Below are 20,441 nucleotides of genomic sequence, written 5' to 3'. Positions count from 1 at the left end.
GTTCGATGATTCTGCAGAGACGGAGCCGTACGAAGCCTACGTGTTCACGGACGATACTTACGACAACCTGCTCACCGCCCGGATGAGCCCGTTGTCGGTGATGGAGGTGCTGCACGCTCACGGGGTGGTACGCCGCCACACCGGGTCGGCCATGCAGGTCGCCGGGCAGGATCGCAAGGGAGACTGGCTCGTCGTGGCACTCATCGAGGACAGCGATGACGTCTACACCGTCGCCTCGGCCCGATACCTCGACGACGAGGAGATCGAGGCGATCGCCCGGATCAAGGGGGACTGATGAGCAGATTCGAGGACGCGGCGGCGTCCCTGAACGACCGGGACTGGAGCACGGCACACCGGGACAACGGCCATCGTCCCGGCGCGGTCGTGCACGCGGTCTCCATGTCGTACGAGACGACCGAGCGCCTGGTCACCCTGGCGCAGAGCCGGGGCATCAGCCCCAACGAGGTGATCCGCGAGGTGGTCGAGGACTACCTGGACAACGACACCGACGAGCTGATCACCCTCCGGCGGTCCGACCTGCACCGGGCCATCGACATCGCCGTGAAGAACGCCACCTGACGGCCGTCGGCCCGCGGTCCCGGGCGTGCCGGCACCGCGCGGCGGTTCCGGCCCGCGGTCAGCCGAGTGGGTCGGCGTCGCGCAGCGTCTCCAGCACGCGGGCGAACATCCGGGCCTTGATCGTGCCGAGGGTCGGTCCGGCCTTGGTCGTCAGGGTCTCGGCGAGGGCGAGCGCGGTGGGCAGCACGGCCTCCTCGCCGACCGCCTGGTCCACGATGCCCGCGGCGGCCGCCTCGGCTCCGCCGTAGCGGTGCGCGGTGGTCATCGCCCGGTGCGCGGCCTGCGGGGCGAGGCGCCCCTGGATCAGCGCGGACATGCCCCGGGTGAACGGGATCTCGATGTCGGCCTCGGGCAGGCACCAGTAGCCGCGGTCGGCGCGCATCACACGGAAGTCGTGCGCCAGCGACAGCATCGCCCCCGCCGCGAAGGTGTGGCCCTGCAGGGCCGCCACGGTGATCACCGGCAGGGCCAGGACCCGGGCGAACAGCTCGTGCACGCTGGCCGCGTACTCCTGGAACTTGTCGGCGTTCTCGCCCAGCCACCCCAGGTCCAGGCCGTTGGACCAGATCTTCCCGGTGGCGGTGGTGACCAGGGCGCACGGGCTGCCGGCCTGCTCGACCTTGTCGAGGGTGGCGTGCACGCTCGCGATCCAGTCGGGGTGGAAGCGGTTCTCCCCGTCCCCGAGGTCGAGCACGAAGACGTCGTCGTGGCGGTCGAGAGTTGGCACAGCAGGCTCCTCGCTCGTGGGCGGCCGGATTATGTTACTCCCAAGTAACTTGGCCGCGCCAGGGGTCCGCGGGGAGGCGGCTCAGACCCGGCGGAGCACCGACACCACCCGGCCCAGCACCACCGCCCGGTCGCCGTCGATCGGCTCGTACGCCGGATTGCGGGGTTCGAGCAGCACATGCCCGCCACGGCGGCGGAAGACCTTCACAGTGGCCTCCTCGTCGATCATCGCGGCCACGATGTCGCCCTGGTACGCCTCGCTCTGGCGCCGCACCACCACGATGTCGCCGTCGCAGATCGCCGCATCGACCATCGAGTCGCCCCGGACCCGCAGGCAGAACAGCTCGCCGCGGCCGACCAGGTCGCGGGGCAGCGTCAGGGTCTCCTCGGCGTCCTCCTGCGCCGGCATGGGACTGCCCGCGGCGATGGTGCCGACCAGCGGGACGCCCACGGTGTCCTCGGCCCGGCGCGCCGTCGGTTGCAGGAACATCCGGATGTCGACCGGGCGCGTCGCGCTGCGGCCCCGGCGCAGGAAGTCCCGCTCCTCGAGCACGCGCAGGTGACGGCTCACCGACGAGGCCGACGCCAGCCCGACCGCGTCGCCGATCTCGCGGGTGGACGGCGGGTAGCCGTACCTGATCGCCCAGTCCCGGATGACGGTCAGAATCGCCCGCTGCCGTGGCGTCAGCGTGGACGTGTCGAGATCCTCGGCCAGTGACATCTGGAGATCTTGACTGATGGACGGCCGCCCGGCCGGCAGGCGCGCTCAGGCCGGCGGCGGGATGCGCCGGCGCACGTCGTCCACGGTGGCCGGGCCCGGCTGCCACGCGGCCACCCAGGCGGCGTCGGACGGCGGCGCGAGCACCCCCTCCTCGAGGAAGGCGTAGCGCCCGTCCAGCACGCGCCGCGCCGCCGTCACGTCGAGGGCGTCGGTGTTGTCCCAGAGCGCGGCGAAGAGCGCCTCCGCCCGCAGCCGCGCCTGCCGGCAGAAGAGGTCGGCCAGCTCCACGCCCTGCGGCGAGTCCTGGCGCTGGGCGCGGGCACGGACGCACACCGCCGACATCGCGAACAGCTCCGCCCCGATGTCGACGATGCGGCCGAGGAAGCCCTGCTTGTGCTCGAGCCTGCCCTGCCAGCGTGACATCGCGTAGAACGTCGAGCGGGCGAGCTTGCGGGAGGCACGCTCGACGTATCGCAGGTGGTGGGCGAGCGGGCCGAACTCGGCGTACCCGGTGGGCACCTGACCGCGGCCGACGGCCAGGGTCGGCAGCCACCGCGCGTAGAAGGCGCCGGCGCGGGCCCCGGCGCGGGCCTTGCGGCCGAGCCCGGCCTCCGGGTCGACGATGTCGCCGGCGACCGACAGGTGGGCGTCGACCGCCTCGCGCGCGATGAGCAGATGCATGATCTCGGTCGAGCCCTCGAAGATCCGGTTGATCCGCAGGTCGCGCAGGATCTGCTCGGCCTCGGACGCCCGCTCGCCGCGGGCGGCCAGCGACTCGGCCCGCTCGAACCCGCGGCCGCCGCGGATCTGGACCAGCTCGTCGGCGATCTTCCAGGCCTGCTCGCTGGCGAAGAGCTTCACCAGCGCCGCCTCGATGCGGATGTCGTTGCGGTCGTCGTCGGCGATGACGCAGCAGAGGTCGAGCATCGACTCCATCGCGTACGTCGTCGCGGCGATGAAGGCGATCTTGCCGGCCACGGCCTCGTGCCGCCCGACCGGGCGGCCCCACTGCACCCGCTCCGCCGACCAGCCGCGGGCGATGGCGAGCGAGCGCTTGCCCGCGGCCACGCACATGGCGGGCAGCGACAGCCGGCCGGTGTTCAGCGTGGTCAGGGCGATCCGCAGGCCCTTGCCGAGGCCGCCGATGACGTTGCCGGCAGGGACGAACACGTCGTGGAAGCGGGTCACGCTGTTCTCCAGGCCGCGCAGGCCGAGGAACGAGTTGCGGCGCTCCACCGTGATGCCCGGCGCGTCGCCCTCCACCACGAAGGCGGTGATGCCCCGCTCCGGCACCCGGGCCATCACGACCAGCAGGGTGGCCACCGTGCCGTTGGTGGCCCACAGCTTCACCCCGTTGAGCCGGTAGCCGCCCTCGACCGGCTCCGCGACGGTGCCCAGGCGCGCCGGGTCGGAGCCGACGTCCGGCTCGGTGAGCAGGAAAGCGGACACCTCGCCGGCCGCCAGGCGGGGAAGGAACTCCTGCTTCTGGGCGGGGCTGCCGAAGATCTTGAGCGGCTGCGGCACGCCGATCGACTGGTGCGCGGAGAGCAGGGCGGCGACCGCGGGGCTCACCGAGGCGACGAGCGTGAGCGCCTTGCAGTAGTGCAGGTTCGACAGCCCGAGGCCGCCGTACTGCTTGTCGATCTTCATGCCGAACGCGCCCAGCCGGGCGAGGCCGTGGAAGACCTCGTCCGGGATCCGGTCCTCGCGCTCGATGCGGGCGCCGTCGACCCCGGTGCGCAGGTATTCGGCCAGCCGGGCGAGGAAGTCGTCGGCGTCGGCGCGGGGCTCGGGGGTGGGCCAGGGATCGATCAGGTCCAGCGGGAAGCGGCCCAGGAAGAGCTCCTTGCCGAAGCTGGGTTTGCGCCACTCGGACTCCCGGGCGGCCTCGGCGACCCGTCGTGCCTGCTGCTCGGAGACATCGGCCGGCTTGCGGTGCGTCGTGGTCACGGTTTTCCCCTTCGACCCGGTACGACTCGCTAGCCACACGCTACTCACGTCTGTTACCGAGCGGTAGCCCTGAGTGCTCACGGGTCCCGCCGCCAACCGGATCGCTACCTGGCTCGGGCTCAAGACGGTCCGGCCCGCGCCGATCGGTGAGCTTGCAGCAAACGGATCGAGCGGGTGGTGCATGAGCGAGAACGACGGGCAGGCGGCGATCCCGGCCCTGGGTGGCGCGGGCGACGCCGGCTTCCAGGCGCTGGTCGAACTGTCCCCGGACATCATCTTCGTGATCTGCGACGGCTACCACGTCTTCGCCAACGCCCGCGCGCTCGCGACGATGGGTGCGCGTACCATCACCGACCTGCAGGATCGTCCGGCGATCGAGTTCATGCACCCGGACTACCGGGACCCCGGCAGCGAGCGCATGCGCTCGCTGACCGCCGACGGTGAGCCGCTGCAGTACGTCGAGGAGAAGCTGGTCACCCTCGACGGCACGGTGATCGACATCGAGGCCGCCGGCACCCCGCTGGAGTTCGACGGCCGCCCGGCGGCGCTCATCGTCGCCCGCGACATCACCGCCCGCAAGCGGGGGGAGGCCGCGCTCGCGGCGGCCCAGGAGCGCTTCCACGCGGCGTTCCGGCACGCACCCACCGGCATGGCCATCCTCGACGGCCAGGGTGCCGTCACCGAGGCGAACCCGGCGCTGGAGGAGCTGCTCGCCACCCCGGCCGAGGAGATCGTCGGCAAGGCGTACTGGCAGTGGGTCGACGTCACCGACCGGCAGCGGGCCCGCGGCGCCTTCCGCGACCTGGCGCACGCGACCGTCGAGTCCTGCCGCGGCGACGTGCGCTTCTGGCGGCCCGACGGCACGAGCCGCTGGGTGCACGTGCGCATGGCCGCGCTCGCCGACAGCGGCGCGTTCGTGGCCCACCTGCACGACGTGACCGCCGCCAAGGCGGCCGAGCAGGAGCTCACCCAGCAGGCCCGCACGGACGCGCTCACCGAGCTGCCCAACCGGGCGGCGCTGCTGCACCACCTGGCCGGCGCGCTGGCCATGCGGATGACCCAGGTGGCGGTGCTCTTCCTGGACCTGGACGGCTTCAAGCAGATCAACGACGAGTTCGGGCACGCGGCCGGCGACGAGCTGCTGCGCCTGATGGGCCGGCGGCTGCGCGGCGCGATCCGGACCGAGGACATGATGGGCCGGCTCGGCGGCGACGAGTTCGTCGCCATCCTGACCGGGCCGGACTGCGAGCAGCGCGCCCGCGGCATGGCCGCCCGGATCAAGGGTGTGGTGCGCCAGCCGGTGCTGCTCGGCTGCGGCGTGGTGTGCGTCGGCGCCAGCGTCGGCGTGGCCGTGGGAACGGGCATGGACCACGAGGCGAAGGACCTGCTGGCCGCCGCCGACTCCGCGATGTACCGGGCGAAGACCGCCCGGTACGCCGCGGCGGCGCCGGCTACCGCCGGAACGGCCCGGTGACGCAGTACGTGATCCCGCCGGACGACAGCCCGGTGGTGCCCCGCTGCGAGGAGAAGTAGAGGCGGTCCCCGGCCGGGGTGAAGGCGGGACCGGTGATCTCGGAGCCGTCGTGGCCGGTGACCCGCAGGAACACCGAGACCTTGTCGTCCGGCGTGATCATGCAGATGTCCATGGTGGCTCCGTCCTCGGCGATGTACAGGTCGCCGCCCGCGGTGCCGGTGATGTTGTCCACGCCGCTCAGCGGCGCGGGGCCCGGGTTGACCAGGTCGTCGTCGTAGGCGAGCTCATAGCTGCCCGCGTTCAGGTTGACCTGCCAGATCCGGTTGTCGCCCTTGGTGGTGAACCAGACCGTGTCGTCGGCGTAGTGGCACCCCTCGCCGCCGTTGAACGTCTTGGCGCCGGAGACCTGGCGGCGGGTCGCCCGCGGTGATCCGTCGGGGTCGGGGACCCGGGCCCAGGAGAAGGTGCCCGAGGTGGCGCCGCCGGCGACCATCACCTCCAGCGCTCCCGCGGACAGGTCTCCCCAGGTGGTCGGGACGAAGCGGTAGAACTTGCCGTCCGGCTCGTCCTCGGTCAGGTAGATGACCCGCCGTACCGGATCCGCGGCCGCGGCCTCGTGTTTGAAGCGGCCCATCGCGGGCCGGGCCACCGCCGTGCCACCCAGGGGGTAGGTCTCGAACACCCGGCCCCGCGACACCTCCTCGCACGACAGCCAGGTGTTCCAGGGCGTCTTGCCGCCGGCACAGTTCACATTGGTCCCCGAGAGGATGCGGGACGCGCCGACGACCGCCCCGGACGACGAGAAGAGGATCCGCGAGGCGCCGCCGCCGGCGGACGCGGTGACCTCGGAGTTCGACACGTAGATCCAGCCCGTGCCGTTCGGGATGACCGCGCCGCCGTCGGGCGCGTCGTGCCACACATACGACGTCCCGGGCACCGCCTGCCGGGAGCGGGCGACGACCGTGCTCGTGAAGCCGGCCGGCAGCTGGATGCCGTTGGCGTCCGGGCCCAGGAGCGGGCCGTACGGCCCGACGGCGTTCTGCGCCGGCGCCCCGTAGGCCGCCGACCAGGCGGTGAACGGCAGGGCCACCGCTCCCGCACCCACCACGGTCGCTCGTAACATTGTGCGCCGGTCCATGGAACCTCCTCGATGGTTGTTTCGGGAATGTAGCCTCCGGTTTCTTGACGGCGGCGAGGCACAAAATGAACTTCTGGCACACGGTGCCGAATCTTCCCGCCCCGGAGGCGGGATGCCGCGTCTTGCCAAACCGTGCCGGGGAGGGCGAATCTGAGGGCGTGCCGCCGTGCCCCGGGCGGCGGCGACGGCTGACCCTGCCGGCCCGCCAGGAGGCGACCATGGTCAAGACTCGGATAGTGGTCGGTGTGGACGGTTCCGCCGGCGCGATGGCGGCGGTGCGGTGGGCCGCGGCCGAGACCCGGCTCCGCGGAGCCGATCTGCGCGTGGTGACGGCCCATCACCGGCGCTCCCCGACGGCCCCGGCCTCGGCGGACGAGGAGGCGGCGGCCGGCATTCTGCACGCCGCGGTGACCCAGGCCCGCTCGGCGGCGCCCGGCATCGAGGTCCGCGTCCTGGCGCTGCCCGGCTATGCGGTGCCGGTGCTGCTGCACGCCGCCGAGGAGGCGGCGCTGCTGGTGGTCGGCAGCAGCCGCCCGGACAGCGGCCTGCCCGGCCTGCCCCACGGGTCGGTACGCACCCAGGTGGCCACCCGCGCCAAGGGCTCCGTGGTCGTCGTCCGCGGCCGGCCCGGCCCGGAGGCCGGACCGGTGGTCGTCGGCGTCGGCGACGACGGCGGCACCGCCGGGCCGATCATCGGCCGTGCCTTCGAGGAGGCCGCCCTGCGTGGCGCCCCGGTCCTGGCGGTCACCGCGCAGGACGGCGCCCGCCGGCCCAGCCCGTCCGCCGCCCACACGGTGGGCGGCGAGCTCGACGACCTGCTCGCCCCCTGGCGTGCGCAATTCCCCGAGGTCTCGGCGGCGCGCGAGTTCACCGGCGGCGATCCCGGCAAGGTGCTCGTGGAACGCTCCCGGCAGGCCCGGCTGGTGGTGGTGGGTCCGCGCCGGCACGGCTTCGAGGGGGTCATGCTCGGCGCCGCCGGGACGCGGCTGCTGGAACGGGCCGACTGCCCCGTCATGATCGCGCGCTGAGGCCGCCCGGCGTCAGAGCGCGTACGGCGACCGGAACAGCCGTTGCGGGTCGACCGCGGCCCGGATGCGGCGCAGCCGGGCCAGGTGTCCACCGTGGTAGCGGGGGAGCAGTGCGGGGTCCGGCTCCACATAGTTGACGTAGCGGCCGGCCGACCACCGTGCCACCGCGCGATGCCCGTCGGCGATCCACCGGTAGGCGTCCGCGACGGTGGCCGGGTCGGCGGTGGGCGACTCGACGAGCCACTGCAGCATGGTGTGCACACCCCGCCAGGCGAAGGCGGTGGCGTCCGGCCGGACCCTGCCCAGCGCGCCGGTCATCCGCTTGAGCTTCGCCACCCCGGGACGGCGCTGCCGGGCGCGGCGCTCCACGGTGGCCAGCAGCGCCGCGACCCCCGCGCCGGGCAGCACGCGCGGGAAGATCTCGCTGCCGATCAGCTCGGTGGACCGGCTCGCGCAGGACGCGGCGTCGGTGCAGCCGGCCCGGTCGTGCACCACCTCCAGATAGGGGCGGCGGTGCAGCGCCGCGGACCGCGGGTCCCGGGCGATCGCGCGGACGATCGCCGCCACCTCGGCGTCCGGGGCGCCGTCGAGCACCACACCGGAGATGCGTACGGACAGCCGCCCGCGCGCGTCGGCGGCGAACTGGCAGGACGACCACGTCTCGTCCGGCGCGACCGCCAGCCGGGCCTGCCAGCCGGCGGCGACCCGGGCGGCGTCGCTCCAGGGGTACGTGAGCACGAACCTGCCGACCGGCGCCGCGCGGTGGGTGCGCATGCGCCAGGCGGTGACCACACCGAACTGACCGCCCCCGGCCCCGCGCAGGGCCCAGAACAGGTCGGGCTCCCGCCCGGCGTCCACGGTGCGGCGCCGGCCGTCGGCCGTGACCACCTCGGCGGCGGAGACCACGTCGCAGGTCAGCCCGTACGCCGAGGCGGCCATGCCGATCCCGCCGCCCAGGGTGATGCCGCCGATGCCCACGCTGCCGCACGAGCCGGACGGGACGGCGACTCCGGAGGCGCCGAGCCGGTTGTAGACGTCGATCAGCCGGGCCCCGCCGCCGATCGTCGCGCTGCGGGTGGCGGCGTCGTACGACACGGCGGCGAGCCGGCGCAGGTCGAGGACCACGCCGGTGCGGGTGGTGGAGGCGCCGACGTACGAATGGCCGCCGCCGCGGGGCACCACGGGCAGTCCCATCCGGCGGGCGAACCGCACCACCTCGGCGACGTCGGCGCCGGTCGCGCAGCGGGCCACCGCGGGCGGGCGGACGCCGTCGAAGCGGGGGTCGGCGAGGCGGCGGGCGGCCTCGTAGGAAGCGGTGCCGGGCAGCTCGACCGTGCCGTCGAGGGACGCGTCCAGCGCCCGCCAGTCCGCCGGGGTCGGTGCCCGACGGCCCGCGGTCGTGGCGCCGGACTGCCTCGTGACCTCTCCTGCGGCTTTGCCCGCGGAGTGTTCGGCGGCGTTTCCCGCGGCCTTTGCTGCCGCCTCTGCCGCGGCGGGCAGGGCGGCGACGGTGAGGCCGGCGGCCCCGGCTCGGATCAGGGCACGGCGTGACAACGGCATGCCGGAATCCTCGCATATCGCCGCATATCGCCCGCAGTGCTCGGGCCGGTGACCCACCACCGGGTGGTTGCGGCCCCGCTGTCGAGCTCCGTACGCCCGGCCGGGGTGTCGGCCTCCCGTCCCGAACCTTTCACCGGCGCTAAATCGTTTCTATGGTGTGGGCTACACCCGCAGCGGGGGCCTCCTGGGAAGTGAGCTTCATGGTGCCCTTGTCCGCCGCCGGCGCAGCGCTGCTGGATGAGATCGTCGAGATCGCCCTGATGCCGGGCGGTCCGGTGGAGCGGGCCCAGGCGCTGGTGGAGCCGCTGCGGCGGATCACCCCGTGCGACGCCGTGCTCATCACCGCCTTCGACCCGGAACGCCGGCTCCAGACACCGCTGCTGAGGCACGGCTACCACCCCATGGTGTCGCAGGCCCTGCACGGCCCGCGGTTCACCGCGGACGTCGAGCGGGCCGGACTGCACGGTCCCCGCCCGCCCGTACGGCTGTGCGACCTGCCCGTACCCGCCGAGACGCTGCCGACGTGGTCGCAGTGCCTGTATCCCGCGGGGTTCCGCGAAGGCATGGGAATGGGCCTGTTCACCCGCGACGGCCGGTACGTCGGCGTCGTGGGCACCAGCAGCACCGACCCGACGCCGGCCACCGAGGAGGCCCGCGACCTGCTGGACCACGCCGGGCCGTGGATCGCCCACGCGATCGACCCGCTGCGCACCATCAGCGCCATCGCCGCCCTGGTCAGCGACGCGATCGCGGGAGTGGCCCTCACCCGGGCCGGCAACACGGCGGCACTGAACGGCCTGCCCGGTCACCACCTCCTGCGCCTCGGCACCCGGCTGATGACGGCGGCGACCGCCCCGGCGGCCACCGAGAGCCCCCTCGCCACGTTCCTGTGCCCCGCCGACTGCACGAACACCGAGACCGAACTGTTCCGCGTCAGCATCCTCACCTGCCCTCCGGAACCGCCCGGTCACCTGCGCAAGGTGGTCCTGCTGTCCCCGGCGCCGAACCCGTACGGGCTGTCCCGCGAGGAGCTGCAGATCCTGGGCCTGCTGGTCGAGGGCTGGCCGCACACCCGGATCGCCGCCACCCTGGACATCCCCACGTCCCTGGTGGGGGACCGCCTCCACGAGATCCAGGCCAGGCTCGGCGCCACCTCCGCCCACCTGGCCGCGGCCCGGGCCCTGCGCCGGGGCCTCTACATCCCCGCCGCCCTGATCACCGCGGCAGTCTGCGAACGCTGCCCCTGAGCCCGTCGGAACCGTCCGCACGCCGGCGAGCCGCCCCGGACCGCTCGTCGGCGGGTGGGTAATACGGCGGTGTCACATACGGCGGCCCGGCGGTGCTCTGAAGATATGGAACATGAAGCCGAGCCAGCCGAGCCTGCCGGGCGCCGGGGGTTGTCGCCGGCGGCGGTGCTGACCGCGGACGGTCGCGGTGGGGTGACCCGGCGGGCGCAACGGAAGGACGGCGGTGCCGTGACGAGTCTGCCGCGGCCCGGGGGCTTCCGGAGTGATCTCGAGGCGGTCTTCCGTTCGGCCTATCCGCGGGTCGTGGCGGTCGCCGCCCGGGTGCTCGGGTCCCGCGACGAGGCCGAGGACGTGGCTCAGGAGGTGTTCCTCACCTTCGCCCGCTCGTCGGTGCCCGGCGGTGAGGCGATGGGGTGGCTCTCCGTCGCCGCGGCGCACACCGCGCTCAATCATCTTCGGTCCGGCCGCCGGCGCGCCGCCCGGGAGGGGTCCGCCGGCGCGGGGGACGTCGTCGCCGGGGACGTCGCCGATGCCGTGGTGACGCTCGACGAGCGCCGGCGGGTGCGGGCGGCGCTGGCGCGGCTGCCCCGCCGGCAGGCCGTCGCCCTGGTGCTGCGGCACAGCGGCCTCAGCTATGCCGAGGTCGCGGCCGCTCTCGGTCTTTCTTCCGGCAGCGTGGGCACCACCGTGCGGCGCGCCGAGTCCGCTCTACGCGAGGAGTTGATCCGTCATGCGCCATCCGACTGACGGCATCCTGCGCCGGCTCGTGGACGAGCCGGCCGGTGTCGCCCAGGCCGACCGCGAGCACGTGGCGGGCTGCCCGGTCTGCCTGGCCGGGCTGGCCGCCGCGCAGCAGGACGCGGCGGTCACCCGCGCGGCGCTGCACGCCGACCCGGAGGTCGACGTGGACGCCGGATGGGCCCGCCTGTCCCGGGCCGTCGCCGAGGCCCGGGCCGTGCCGGGAGACGCCCGGACCGCCGCCGGAGAAGCCGGGGCCGTCTCCGGAGACATCGTCCGGAGGGGGCGGGGGGCCACCGCTCCGGGCCGCTGGCGTACGGCGTTGCGCAGCCCGGTCGTGGCGGTGGTGGGTGTGGTCGCGCTGCTGGCCGGGGCCGGGGCCGCGGCCGCCGCGGACTGGCTGCCGATCTTCCGCGCCGAGAAGATAGCCCCGGTCACCGCCCCCGAGGCCGACCTGGTGAAGCTGCCCGATCTGTCCGCCTTCGGCGAGGTGCAGGTGACCGAGAAGGTCAGCGTCCGGACGGTCGACGGCGCCGCGGAGGCGGAGAAGATCACGGGGCTGTCCGTTCCGCAGGTGGGCGACCTGCCGCACGGGGTCTCGGGAGAACCGGCGTACCGGGTGGGAGCCAGGGCCAACGCGGTGTTCACCTACTCCGCGGAGAAGGCCGCGCAGACCGCCGCCGCGGCGGGCCAGACGCTGCCGCCTCCTCCCGCCGGGCTGGACGGCAGCCGGTTCCGGTTGTCCGCCGGCCCCGGGTTCGCCGCGGTCTGGTCGCAGGGCCGCCCGGTGCCGGCGCTGGTCGTCGCGCGCGCGGTCGCGCCCACCGCGTACTCCTCGGGCGTGCCGTTCGAGAAGGCCCGGGACTATCTGCTGTCGCTGCCCCTGCTGCCGGAGAACGTCGCGTCGCAGCTGCGCACGTTCTCCGCGGACGGGACGACGCTGCCGCTGTTCATGGCGGTCGAGGAGATGACGAGCTCCACCGCCGACGTCGACGGGAAGCAGGCCACCGTGCTCGCCTCGCGCGACGGTGTGCTGGCCGCCGTGGTGTGGGTCGAGGACGGGGTGGTCACGGCGGTGGCCGGTTCGCTCAGCGCCGACGAGGTGCTGGGTGTGGCCCGGGGAATGCGGTGGAACCGATGACGGGCCCGTCCGCGCCCTCCAGCGGCGCGCCCTCGGGCGGTGCCGGTCCGGGCGGTGCGGCTCTTCCGGGCGCCTCGGGCGGCGCGGCCTCGCTCGAGGCCGCCCGGCGGCTGGTCGCCGAGCTGCCGGCGGCGCCGGCCGTGTGGTGCTCGGGCCTGCGCAAACGGTACCGCCGGCAGACCGCGGTCGACGGCGTCTCGTTCACCGTCGGCCGGGGTGAGGTGCTGGGCCTGCTCGGACCCAACGGGGCGGGCAAGACCAGCGTCATCAAGATCCTGCTCGGTCTGGTCCGGCCCGATGCCGGAGAGGTGCTGCTGCTCGGGCGGCCGTCGGGGGAGCCGCAGGCGCGGGCCCGCGTGGGCTACCTGCCGGAGCTCTTCCGGTATCAGCCGTGGCTCACCGCCGCCGAGGTGCTGGCCCTGCACGTGCGGCTGGCGGGCGCCGCGGTGCCGGCCGGGGAACAGCGCGAGTGCCTGGCCACCGTCGGGCTCGCCGACCGCGCCGGCGACCGGGTCGGCGGCTTCTCCAAGGGCATGCAGCAGCGCCTCGGGATGGCCGTCGCCCTGGTGGCCCGCCCCGAGCTCGTGGTCCTCGACGAGCCGACCAGCGCGCTGGACCCGATCGGCCGGGCCGATGTGCGGGACCTGCTGCTGGCGCTGCGGGCGCGGGGGGTGGCCGTGTTGCTCAACTCCCATCTCATCGGCGAGGTGGAGCGGGTCTGCGACCGGGTGGTCATCCTCGACAAGGGCCGGGTCGCCGCCTCGGGCACCCTCGAGGAGCTGCTCGGCGGGCGGGAGCTGCGGCTGCGGCTGGACGCCGTGAGCGCGCCGGCGGAGGCCAGGCTGGCGGCCGCCGGCCGGCTCACGCGCAGCGGCGACGCGTTCACCGTCGAGCTGCCCGCCGAGCCGGATGCCGCGACCGTGCCCGAGCTGGTGGCCGACCTCGTCGCCCTCGGCGTCCGCGTCCACGCCGTCGAGCCGGCGCGGGTCAGCCTCGAGGAACGGCTGCTGGACATCCTCCGTACCGGTCACAGCGAGGAGCACCGATGACCGTCCGTACCGTGTTCGCCGTCGCCGCCCTGACGTTGCAGGAAGCGGGACGCCGCCGGGTGCTGCGGTCGCTCGCCGTCCTGACCGTGCTGCTGCTCTCGCTCAGCGCCTGGGGGTTCGCCCGGCTGGACGCGGAGTTCGGCGGGCTCACCTCGGGGGAGGCGAAGGTGGCCGGCTCCACGGTGCTCAACCTGGTGATGTTCGGCCTGAGCCTGATCGCCGCGCTCGGCACCGCGTTCCTGGCCGGGCCGACCGTGGCCGGGGAGATCGAGTCGGGGATCGCGCTGTCCGTCCTCGCGCGCCCGATCCGCCGCTCGGCGGTGCTGGTGGGCAAGTGGCTGGGGCTGGTCGTCTTCGGCAGCGGGTTCGTGTGCGTGGCCGGGCTCGCCCAGTTCGTCATCGTCCGCGCCACCGTGGGCTACTGGCCACCGCATCCGGCGACGGGCCTGGCCCTGCTGGCGGCCCAGACGACGGTGCTGCTCACCCTGGGCCTGCTGTTGTCGACCGCGATCTCGCCGATGGCGTCGGGCATCGTGGCGGTCGGGCTCTTCGGCGCCACCTGGATCGCCGGGGTGGTCGGTTCGGTCGGCGACGCCCTCGGCAACGACAGCATGGCGCAGGTCGGCACCGTCTCCCGCATGCTGCTGCCGACCGACGGTCTGTGGCGCGGCGCCATGAACTCCTTCCAGGATCCGGCGCTGCTTCTGCAGGTCGGCTCCGGGATCGAGGAGTCGCCGTTCCTGAGCATGGCCCCGCTCACCGCCACCTATCTGGTGTGGACCGGCGTGTGGGTCGCCCTGGTCCTCGGCCTCACCGCGTTCGCCTTCCAGCGCCGCGACCTGTAAGGATCCCTATTACTCAATATAGAGGTTCATATCGCGTACGCCCGGTTCGCCGCACTTTGCGGAAGTATGAACGGGCGGTCGAAAAAATTTTCTCAGATCGTTTTCAGGCGTCTTCATTCATCTGTCCTTAGTGGACTCTTAAGGATGGCCGTGACGCACGGTGACACCCGCCGCCGCGGCGCCCACCCGGCCGGGCGAGGCGCGGGCGAATCGCCTGCTCATCGGGTGGGTGCCGGGGAGGCCGGCCGCGTTGTCCGCCGCGCGTCCGTCGCGGAATTTGGACGCGCTCCCAGCGGCGCGACGCCGCGTCTCCGGGGGTCGGGCACGGGGGCGGTCGGCGGGCGTTGGTCCAGATTTCGGCGGTTGTGAATATCGACCGATTGTTATTAGCGTGCCAACCACTCAGTTGATCCTCTCCGCCGAACGGGCAGCTACAGCCAGCCGAACGGTGGAGGTGGCAGGTCAGGGAGGCACGTTGCGAGATCGCAGGAAAATGACGCGTCGGGTGTGGGGCGCGACGACGGTGGCGGCCGGGGCGCTGGCCGCCGCGGCCGTGGTGATGCCGGCCAGCGCGACGACGACGCCGCAGCCGGACGGGACCGGCACGGTGCACGGGGCCGGTGCGCCCGACGCCGTGGCGGACCGCTACATCGTGGTGCTCAAGCCCGGTGCCGACCAGGTCTCGGCGGCGGCCACCCGGCTGGCCGGCCGGCACGACGGCACGGTGCAGCGCACGTTCAGTCATGCGCTGCGCGGATTCTCCGCCACGATGAGCGCCGCCGAGGCGCGGAGGCTCGCCGCCGACAAGAGCGTGGCCTCCGTCCAGCAGGTGCGCCGGCTGCACACGATGGACACCCAGACCGACGCCGGCTGGGGCCTGGACCGCATCGACCAGGCGGCGCTGCCCCTGGACAAGTCCTACACCTACCCCAGCACCGGCAAGACCGTGCACGCCTACGTCGTCGACACCGGCATCCGCACCAGCCACGAGGACTTCGGCGGACGCGCGGAGAGCGGCTTCGACGCCGTCGACGGGGGTACGGCGGACGACTGCAACGGCCACGGCACGCACGTCGCCGGCACCATCGGCGGCACGAAGCACGGCATCGCCAAGGAAGTGAAGCTGGTGGCCGTGCGGGTGCTGAACTGCGAGGGCTCCGGCACCACCGAGCAGGTCGTCGCCGGCATCGACTGGGTCGCCGCCAACGCGGTCAAGCCCGCCGTGGCCAACATGAGCCTCGGCGGCGGCGCGGACACGGCCATCGACACCGCCGTCAAGGGCGCGGTCTCCGCCGGCATCACGTTCGCGGTGGCCGCCGGCAACGAGAACGCCGACGCCTGCGAGGGCAGCCCCTCCGGGGTCGCCGAGGCGATCACGGTCGGCGCGACCGCCGACACCGACGCCCGGGCCGACTTCTCCAACTTCGGCAAGTGCCTGGACGTCTTCGCCCCCGGCCAGGACATCGCCTCGGCCTGGATGGACAGCGACACCGCCACCAAGACCATCAGCGGTACGTCGATGGCGTCCCCGCACGTGGCCGGCGCCGCCGCCCTCGTGCTGGACACCAGGCCCGAGGCCTCCCCGGCCGAGGTCGCCACGGCCCTGACCGACGCCGCCACCGGCGACGTGGTCACCGGCCCCGGTACCGGATCGACCACCAAGCTGCTGCGCGTCGGTAGCTGACTCCCCGGCTCGACCCCCGCGACGGCGGGCCTCCGGCTCCCGGAGGTCCGCCGTCGGTCTCTCCGCACGAACCTTCACCGTGACATCCGAGCCGATCCTTGGAGACCATCGATGCGCCTTTCCCGTGCCGCCGCCGTCGCCGCCGCGGCCCTGACGGCGACCGCCGCCGTCGCCGTACCGGCCTTCGCCGGGGACGCACCCGACGCACCCGCCGTACCCGCCTATGCCGGGGACGTGCCCGACGTACCCGCCGTGCCGTCCAAGGCCGTCGCCCAGGAACACCTGAACGCGCTGGCCGTGGACGCCGAAGGCAGCGGCGCGGGCTACTCCCGCGAGAAGTTCCCGCACTGGGACGACGTCGAGGGCAGCTGCAACACCCGCGAGACCGTCCTGCGGCGCGACGGTGCCGGCGTCGTGGTCGACGACGCCTGCCAGGCCACCTCCGGTAGCTGGCTCAGCCCGTACGACGGGCAGACCTGGACCGACGCGGCCGACGTCGACATCGACCACCTCGTGCCGCTGGCCGAGGCGTGGCGCTCCGGCGCCGCCGCCTGGAGCACCGAGCGCCGCGAGCAGTTCGCGAACGACATGACCCATCCTCAGCTGATCGCCGTGACCGACGACGTCAACCAGGCCAAGGGCGACCAGGACCCGGCCGAGTGGCTGCCGCCCCGCACGGACTTCCGGTGCACCTACGCCAAGATGTGGATCAGCGTGAAGCACTCGTGGGAGCTCACCCTGCAGGATGCGGAGAAGTCGGCGCTGCAGGGATTGCTCGACTCCTGCACCTCCTGAACCACCGGCGCGCGGAGGTCCCCCGGAGCGGATTCGCCGGGGGACTTACCGGGTATGAGTAGATCTTGCTCGGGTGAGGAGGCCGGATGCGGCGAGGCGTCGCTCTGCTCGTCGTGGTGCTGGTGCTGGTGGCCGGGTGCGAGTGGCCGCGCGACGCCGGCAACACCCTCGCGGACGTCCGCGACGGCGTGTTGCGCGTCGGCCTGACCGAGAGCCCGCCCTGGGCCTGGGCCCCCGACCAGGGCGACCCGCAGGGCGCCGAGGTGTGGCTGGTGCAGCGCCTGGCGCAGCGGCTCGGTGCCCGGATCGAGTGGTATCCGGGCTCGGAGTCGGCGCTCATGCCGGCGCTGAAGGACCGGGTCCTGGACCTGGTCGTGGGCGGGCTGGACGCGCAGTCGCCGTGGACCGGGCACGCCTCGCTGACCCGCCCGTACGTCACGACCCGCACCGTCGTCGCCGCGCCGCCGGGGGTGACGGTGCCGGACGACCTGTCGGGCGTCGAGGTCGCCGTGCCGGCCGGCACCGCGGAGGTGGCGGCGCTGGCGTCGGAGGACGCCGTCGTCGTGGCGGTCCCGGAGATCACGGGCGGGGAGGGGCTGCCGGTCGTCGTGGGGCAGTGGCGGCTGACCGAGCTGCGGTTGCGCCCCTCCGGGCACGAGCTCGGCAAGCAGGACCACGTGTGGGCGGTGCCGCCGGGCGAGAACGGCTGGCAGGTGCAGGTGGAGGGCTTCCTGCTCAGCCTGTCGCACGCCGAGGTGGACGAGCTGCTGCGCCGGGCGGAGGAGGCGCGATGAGGGTCTTCGACCGGTTCGAGCTGCCACCCGGCAAGGCCGCGCTGCACCGGCGGGCGGTACGCCTGGAGTGGTGGACGATCGCCTTCTTCGTGGTCGCGATCGCGCTGCTGGCGGTCACGCTGGGGCAGTCGCAGGCGATGAAGGCGGCCTGGATCGAGGACATGCTGGGCCTGGTCCCGCCGGCGGCGTTCCTCATCGCCGCCCGGTACCGGACGCGCGCCCCGACCCCGCGCTTCCCGTACGGATATCACCGCTCGGTGAGCGTCGCCTTCCTGGCCGGCGCCGTCGCGCTGTTCGGGCTGGGCGGATACGTGGTGTACGACTCGGCGATGCGCCTCGTCGCCGGCGAGCGCCCGCCGATCGGCCTGGTCGAGGTGTTCGGTCAGCAGCTCTGGCTGGGCTGGCCGATGATCGTCGTCCTGTTCGCCACGATGGTTCCGGCGATCCTGCTGGGCCGGGTCAAGCGGCGGATCGCCCGCGAGCTGCACGACAAGGTGCTCTTCGCCGACGCCGAGATGAACCGCGCGGACTGGCTGACCGCGGGCGCGGCGATCCTGGGCGTGCTGGGCATCGGCGCCGGCTGGTGGTGGGCCGACGCCGTCGCCGCCCTCGTGATCGGCGGCGACATCGTCCGCGACGGCGTGCGTACCCTGCGCGGCGCGGTGGCGGACCTGATGGACCACCGCCCCCTGGTCGTCGACGGCAGCCGCCCGCATCCCCTGCCGGACCAGCTGCTCGCGGCGGTGCTCGACCACGACTGGGTGGCGGATGCCTGGCTGCGCCTGCGCGAGGAGGGCCACGTCTTCGTCGGCGAGCTCGTCGTCGTGCCCCGCCCGGGCACCGACGGCCTGGTGGACCGGCTCGAGCGGCTGGAGAAGTTCGTCCGCGGCTTCGACTGGCGCGTGCACGACCTGGTGATCGCGCCGGTGTCCCGGATCGAGGGCAGGCCGTGAGTCAGACCCGGCTGCCCGCCGGCGGGGCCGAGCGCTCCTCGGAGTAGCCGAGGAGGCCGATCAGGTCGCCGGTGGCCTTCGCGAACGCTTCCTGGATGTCGTCGTCGAAGTGGTTGCGCCAGTCGCCGGGCCGGCCCTTGCGGTAGTGCGACACCGCCCCCGCTCCCGTGCGGCTGTTCATCTCCGAGAAGCTGTAGCGGGAGAGGAGCGTGGTCAGCTCGGGCCGGGGAATGACGATCCCGCAGTGGCGCATCAGCTGGTCCACCTGCTCCAGCTGGGCGGGCCCGGTCAGATCCTCGTAGCGGAACAGCCGGACGGCGCCGTCGTCCGGGGCGGTCGCCCACGACCGGAGCGCCTTGAACGTGCCCTTCTTGGCGAGGTGGCCGATGAGGTACACCATCCCGTCCGTGAACGGCCGGTCCTCGAGCTCCTTGCGAACCTTGAGGACGTCGCCCATCGGCGCGTGCGACTTGCGCGTGGAGAAGTAGCTCGACACGACCATGTCCCGCGGGTCCCGCAGGACGAAGAACGCACGGTGGCTCTCGGGCTTCGGGATGGCGTCGAAGCGCTCACGGGAGAAGAAGAGCGACAACGCCACCCGGTTCGGCGGGCAGACCCGGGGATGGCTCCAGTTGTAGAACCGGGGATCGTAGGTGGGCAGCCCGCTGTGGCGATAGACGATCGGATCGCTGAATAGTGCCTTGATCCATTGGCTGGCCGTCTTGCGGACCGCGCAATGATAAATGTTCACGTATTCGCAACGCGAAACCACCGGGACGGTCAGCCGCAATCTGGTGTTGTGCGCCTCGAGCATGGTGCGGCGTATCACGACCCGCATGGAATTGGGAGTGTGCTGCTTGGCGTACATGACAGCGCGATTCAACATGGTCCAGGCCCTCGTCCTACCGTGCAGAAAAAGATCGCCACACCCGGCACCCCGCAGGTAGCGCACGTTACCTTACGAACTTTTAAACGGCCAGCGTTGCGGCCGGGGTGGCAGTGCGCGCACCAAGATCACGGATAGGTGGCCGGAACGGTTCAACGAAAGCCGGTGGAATGGGAAACGCCCGCCGGACTCAGGAGCGGACGAACGCGCCGAACTCCGCGGGGGTGCCGCCGGTGAGCGCGGTCGCCGAGGCCGGGGGATCCCTGCGGACGCAGCCGCCGGCCTTGCCGACCACCGTGAGACCCGTCAGGTCCCCGGCGCCCCAGACGGCCTTCTTGCGGGTCATCATCGGGTACATGATCTGCTTCTGATCCCGGATCTCCGGGTGGTCCAGGCCCACCGCGTGCCCGAGCTCGTGCATCAGCAGCTGGCCGCGGGTGCCCTGCCAGCCCACCCGCGGGCCGGCGCCGAAGCCACCCGTCAGTGTGACCCGCGTGTTCAGGACGACACCGGCCCACAGGATGAGACCCACCTTCGTGCCCTTCGCGGTGTAGCCGGTGGTCCACGCCGGGCCGCCGACGCCGGCCGGGCCGTTCTTCGGCAGCCACTCGCTCTGCTTGCCCGGATCCACCCACGCGACCACGAGCTGGGTGTCGGAGGGATAGTCCGGGTTGTAGCCCTTCGTGGCGTGCGGCACGGCGGTGGTCGTGCCGCGGTAGGCGAACCTGAGCCCGGTGGCGCTGCTGATCCGCCGGATCGCCCCCTCGAGGTCGGTCAGCGCGCCCTTCGGCGCCCGTGCCGGATTGAACCGGTAGCCGATGACCGCGCACGGGTTCCAGCGGGCGCGGGGGTCGAAGGTCGCCCACGCCTTGCGGTTGCCCGGCGCCGCGGCCCGGGCCGACGCGGTCGCCGCCGGGGCGGCCGTGGCCGGCGCCGGGACGGCGGCGGCGGGAACGCAGCCGGTGACCACGACGGCGAGGACGGCGGCGACGCGATGCCGGAGCGGGAGCGACATGGCCGTCCTGATCGGCAGCGCGGGGCCCGACCTGCGCAGATCCCGCCGGGGCGGCCGGCAACCCGATGGCAACCCGTCCCGTTCCCCCACGGCACCGGCTCGGGCCCACTCTGGGCCT

Annotated in this window: 20 protein-coding genes; 13 read left to right on the top strand and 7 right to left on the bottom strand. The window is 73.4% G+C overall.

Translation table 11 applies throughout. The features are described 5' to 3' along the window. Positions 1 to 40: 40 nt before the first annotated feature. Positions 41 to 295 carry a hypothetical protein gene (locus IEY99_RS08930; protein ID WP_229798361.1) on the top strand — a complete coding sequence of 85 codons (255 nt, stop codon included), beginning with the start codon at positions 41 to 43 and terminating at the stop codon, positions 293 to 295. Continuing rightward, positions 295 to 579: a ribbon-helix-helix domain-containing protein gene (locus tag IEY99_RS08925; RefSeq protein WP_189201295.1), complete on the top strand. Its 285-nt coding sequence runs from the start codon at positions 295 to 297 to the stop codon at positions 577 to 579. Before IEY99_RS08930 ends, IEY99_RS08925 begins: the two co-directional genes overlap by 1 nt. Before the next feature lie 58 nt (positions 580 to 637). Here the strand turns inward: IEY99_RS08925 and IEY99_RS08920 are convergent, their stop codons facing one another. The 3 genes from IEY99_RS08920 to IEY99_RS08910 all read right to left on the bottom strand — a co-directional run bounded on the left by IEY99_RS08920 (position 638) and on the right by IEY99_RS08910 (position 3,976). Then, positions 638 to 1,306 carry an enoyl-CoA hydratase-related protein gene (locus tag IEY99_RS08920; RefSeq protein ID WP_189201293.1) on the bottom strand — a complete coding sequence of 223 codons (669 nt, stop codon included), beginning with the start codon at positions 1,304 to 1,306 and terminating at the stop codon, positions 638 to 640. A gap of 81 nt (positions 1,307 to 1,387) precedes the next feature. Next, positions 1,388 to 2,026, bottom strand: coding sequence for a transcriptional repressor LexA (gene lexA, locus IEY99_RS08915; RefSeq protein WP_189201291.1), 639 nt, complete (start codon positions 2,024 to 2,026; stop codon positions 1,388 to 1,390). A gap of 45 nt (positions 2,027 to 2,071) precedes the next feature. Continuing rightward, positions 2,072 to 3,976: an acyl-CoA dehydrogenase family protein gene (locus tag IEY99_RS08910; RefSeq protein WP_189201289.1), complete on the bottom strand. Its 1,905-nt coding sequence runs from the start codon at positions 3,974 to 3,976 to the stop codon at positions 2,072 to 2,074. Positions 3,977 to 4,157: 181 nt separating this feature from the next. Between IEY99_RS08910 and IEY99_RS08905 the strand changes: the two genes are divergently transcribed. Beyond that, the gene (locus IEY99_RS08905) at positions 4,158 to 5,450 is read left to right on the top strand and encodes a diguanylate cyclase domain-containing protein (protein ID WP_189201287.1); all 1,293 of its coding nucleotides are present in this window, start codon (positions 4,158 to 4,160) and stop codon (positions 5,448 to 5,450) included. Here the strand turns inward: IEY99_RS08905 and IEY99_RS08900 are convergent. Further along, positions 5,428 to 6,588 (bottom strand): alkaline phosphatase PhoX, encoded by a 1,161-nt coding sequence (locus IEY99_RS08900; protein ID WP_189201285.1) that lies wholly within the window; start codon positions 6,586 to 6,588, stop codon positions 5,428 to 5,430. The two genes, IEY99_RS08905 and IEY99_RS08900, sit on opposite strands and share 23 nt — an antisense overlap. Positions 6,589 to 6,806: 218 nt before the next feature. Here IEY99_RS08900 and IEY99_RS08895 point away from each other — a divergent pair, with 218 nt between their 5' ends. After that, positions 6,807 to 7,616, top strand: a complete 810-nt coding sequence (locus IEY99_RS08895; RefSeq protein WP_189201283.1) for a universal stress protein — start codon at positions 6,807 to 6,809, stop codon at positions 7,614 to 7,616. 12 nt (positions 7,617 to 7,628) lie between these two features. Here the strand turns inward: IEY99_RS08895 and IEY99_RS08890 are convergent, their stop codons facing one another. Further along, entirely contained in the window at positions 7,629 to 9,176 is a 1,548-nt protein-coding gene (locus IEY99_RS08890; protein WP_189201281.1) for an FAD-binding oxidoreductase, read from the bottom strand. A gap of 200 nt (positions 9,177 to 9,376) precedes the next feature. On the opposite strand from IEY99_RS08890, the gene IEY99_RS08885 reads away from it, so the two are divergent. From IEY99_RS08885 to IEY99_RS08845, 9 genes are all read left to right on the top strand, one after another. Next, positions 9,377 to 10,423, top strand: coding sequence for a GAF domain-containing protein (locus tag IEY99_RS08885; RefSeq protein WP_189201279.1), 1,047 nt, complete (start codon positions 9,377 to 9,379; stop codon positions 10,421 to 10,423). A 228-nt stretch (positions 10,424 to 10,651) separates the two neighbouring features. After that, positions 10,652 to 11,170 carry a sigma-70 family RNA polymerase sigma factor gene (locus IEY99_RS08880; RefSeq protein ID WP_229798360.1) on the top strand — a complete coding sequence of 173 codons (519 nt, stop codon included), beginning with the start codon at positions 10,652 to 10,654 and terminating at the stop codon, positions 11,168 to 11,170. Further along, positions 11,154 to 12,302: a hypothetical protein gene (locus IEY99_RS08875; protein ID WP_189201275.1), complete on the top strand. Its 1,149-nt coding sequence runs from the start codon at positions 11,154 to 11,156 to the stop codon at positions 12,300 to 12,302. Before IEY99_RS08880 ends, IEY99_RS08875 begins: the two co-directional genes overlap by 17 nt. Next, the gene (locus tag IEY99_RS08870; RefSeq protein ID WP_189201273.1) at positions 12,299 to 13,351 is read left to right on the top strand and encodes an ABC transporter ATP-binding protein; all 1,053 of its coding nucleotides are present in this window, start codon (positions 12,299 to 12,301) and stop codon (positions 13,349 to 13,351) included. The genes IEY99_RS08875 and IEY99_RS08870 overlap by 4 nt, the downstream gene beginning before the upstream one ends. Further along, entirely contained in the window at positions 13,348 to 14,196 is an 849-nt protein-coding gene (locus IEY99_RS08865) for an ABC transporter permease subunit (RefSeq protein ID WP_189201271.1), read from the top strand. Before IEY99_RS08870 ends, IEY99_RS08865 begins: the two co-directional genes overlap by 4 nt. Positions 14,197 to 14,689: 493 nt before the next feature. Beyond that, on the top strand, positions 14,690 to 15,880 hold the full coding sequence (locus IEY99_RS08860; RefSeq protein ID WP_189201269.1) for a S8 family peptidase: 1,191 nt from the start codon (positions 14,690 to 14,692) through the stop codon (positions 15,878 to 15,880). A 111-nt stretch (positions 15,881 to 15,991) separates the two neighbouring features. Beyond that, positions 15,992 to 16,675, top strand: coding sequence for an HNH endonuclease family protein (locus IEY99_RS08855; RefSeq protein WP_189201267.1), 684 nt, complete (start codon positions 15,992 to 15,994; stop codon positions 16,673 to 16,675). A gap of 86 nt (positions 16,676 to 16,761) precedes the next feature. After that, positions 16,762 to 17,469, top strand: coding sequence for a substrate-binding periplasmic protein (locus tag IEY99_RS08850; RefSeq protein ID WP_189201264.1), 708 nt, complete (start codon positions 16,762 to 16,764; stop codon positions 17,467 to 17,469). Further along, complete coding sequence (locus IEY99_RS08845; RefSeq protein ID WP_189201262.1) at positions 17,466 to 18,422, top strand: cation diffusion facilitator family transporter; 957 nt, start codon at positions 17,466 to 17,468, stop codon at positions 18,420 to 18,422. Before IEY99_RS08850 ends, IEY99_RS08845 begins: the two co-directional genes overlap by 4 nt. A 1-nt stretch (position 18,423) precedes the next feature. On the opposite strand, the gene IEY99_RS08840 is transcribed toward IEY99_RS08845, so the two are convergent. Both IEY99_RS08840 and IEY99_RS08835 read right to left on the bottom strand, forming a co-directional pair. Next, a complete protein-coding gene (locus IEY99_RS08840; protein WP_189201260.1) occupies positions 18,424 to 19,308 on the bottom strand; it encodes a sulfotransferase domain-containing protein in 885 nt (294 codons plus the stop codon). Positions 19,309 to 19,498: 190 nt separating this feature from the next. Next, positions 19,499 to 20,323 (bottom strand): zinc metalloprotease, encoded by an 825-nt coding sequence (locus IEY99_RS08835; RefSeq protein WP_189201258.1) that lies wholly within the window; start codon positions 20,321 to 20,323, stop codon positions 19,499 to 19,501. Positions 20,324 to 20,441: the final 118 nt, after the last annotated feature.

It is taken from the genome of Couchioplanes azureus (assembly GCF_014648355.1).
In the GTDB taxonomy this organism is placed as follows: domain Bacteria; phylum Actinomycetota; class Actinomycetes; order Mycobacteriales; family Micromonosporaceae; genus Actinoplanes; species Actinoplanes azureus.
The sequence above is the reverse complement of the archived record's forward strand: the minus strand, read 5'-3'. Positions and strand labels throughout refer to the sequence as shown.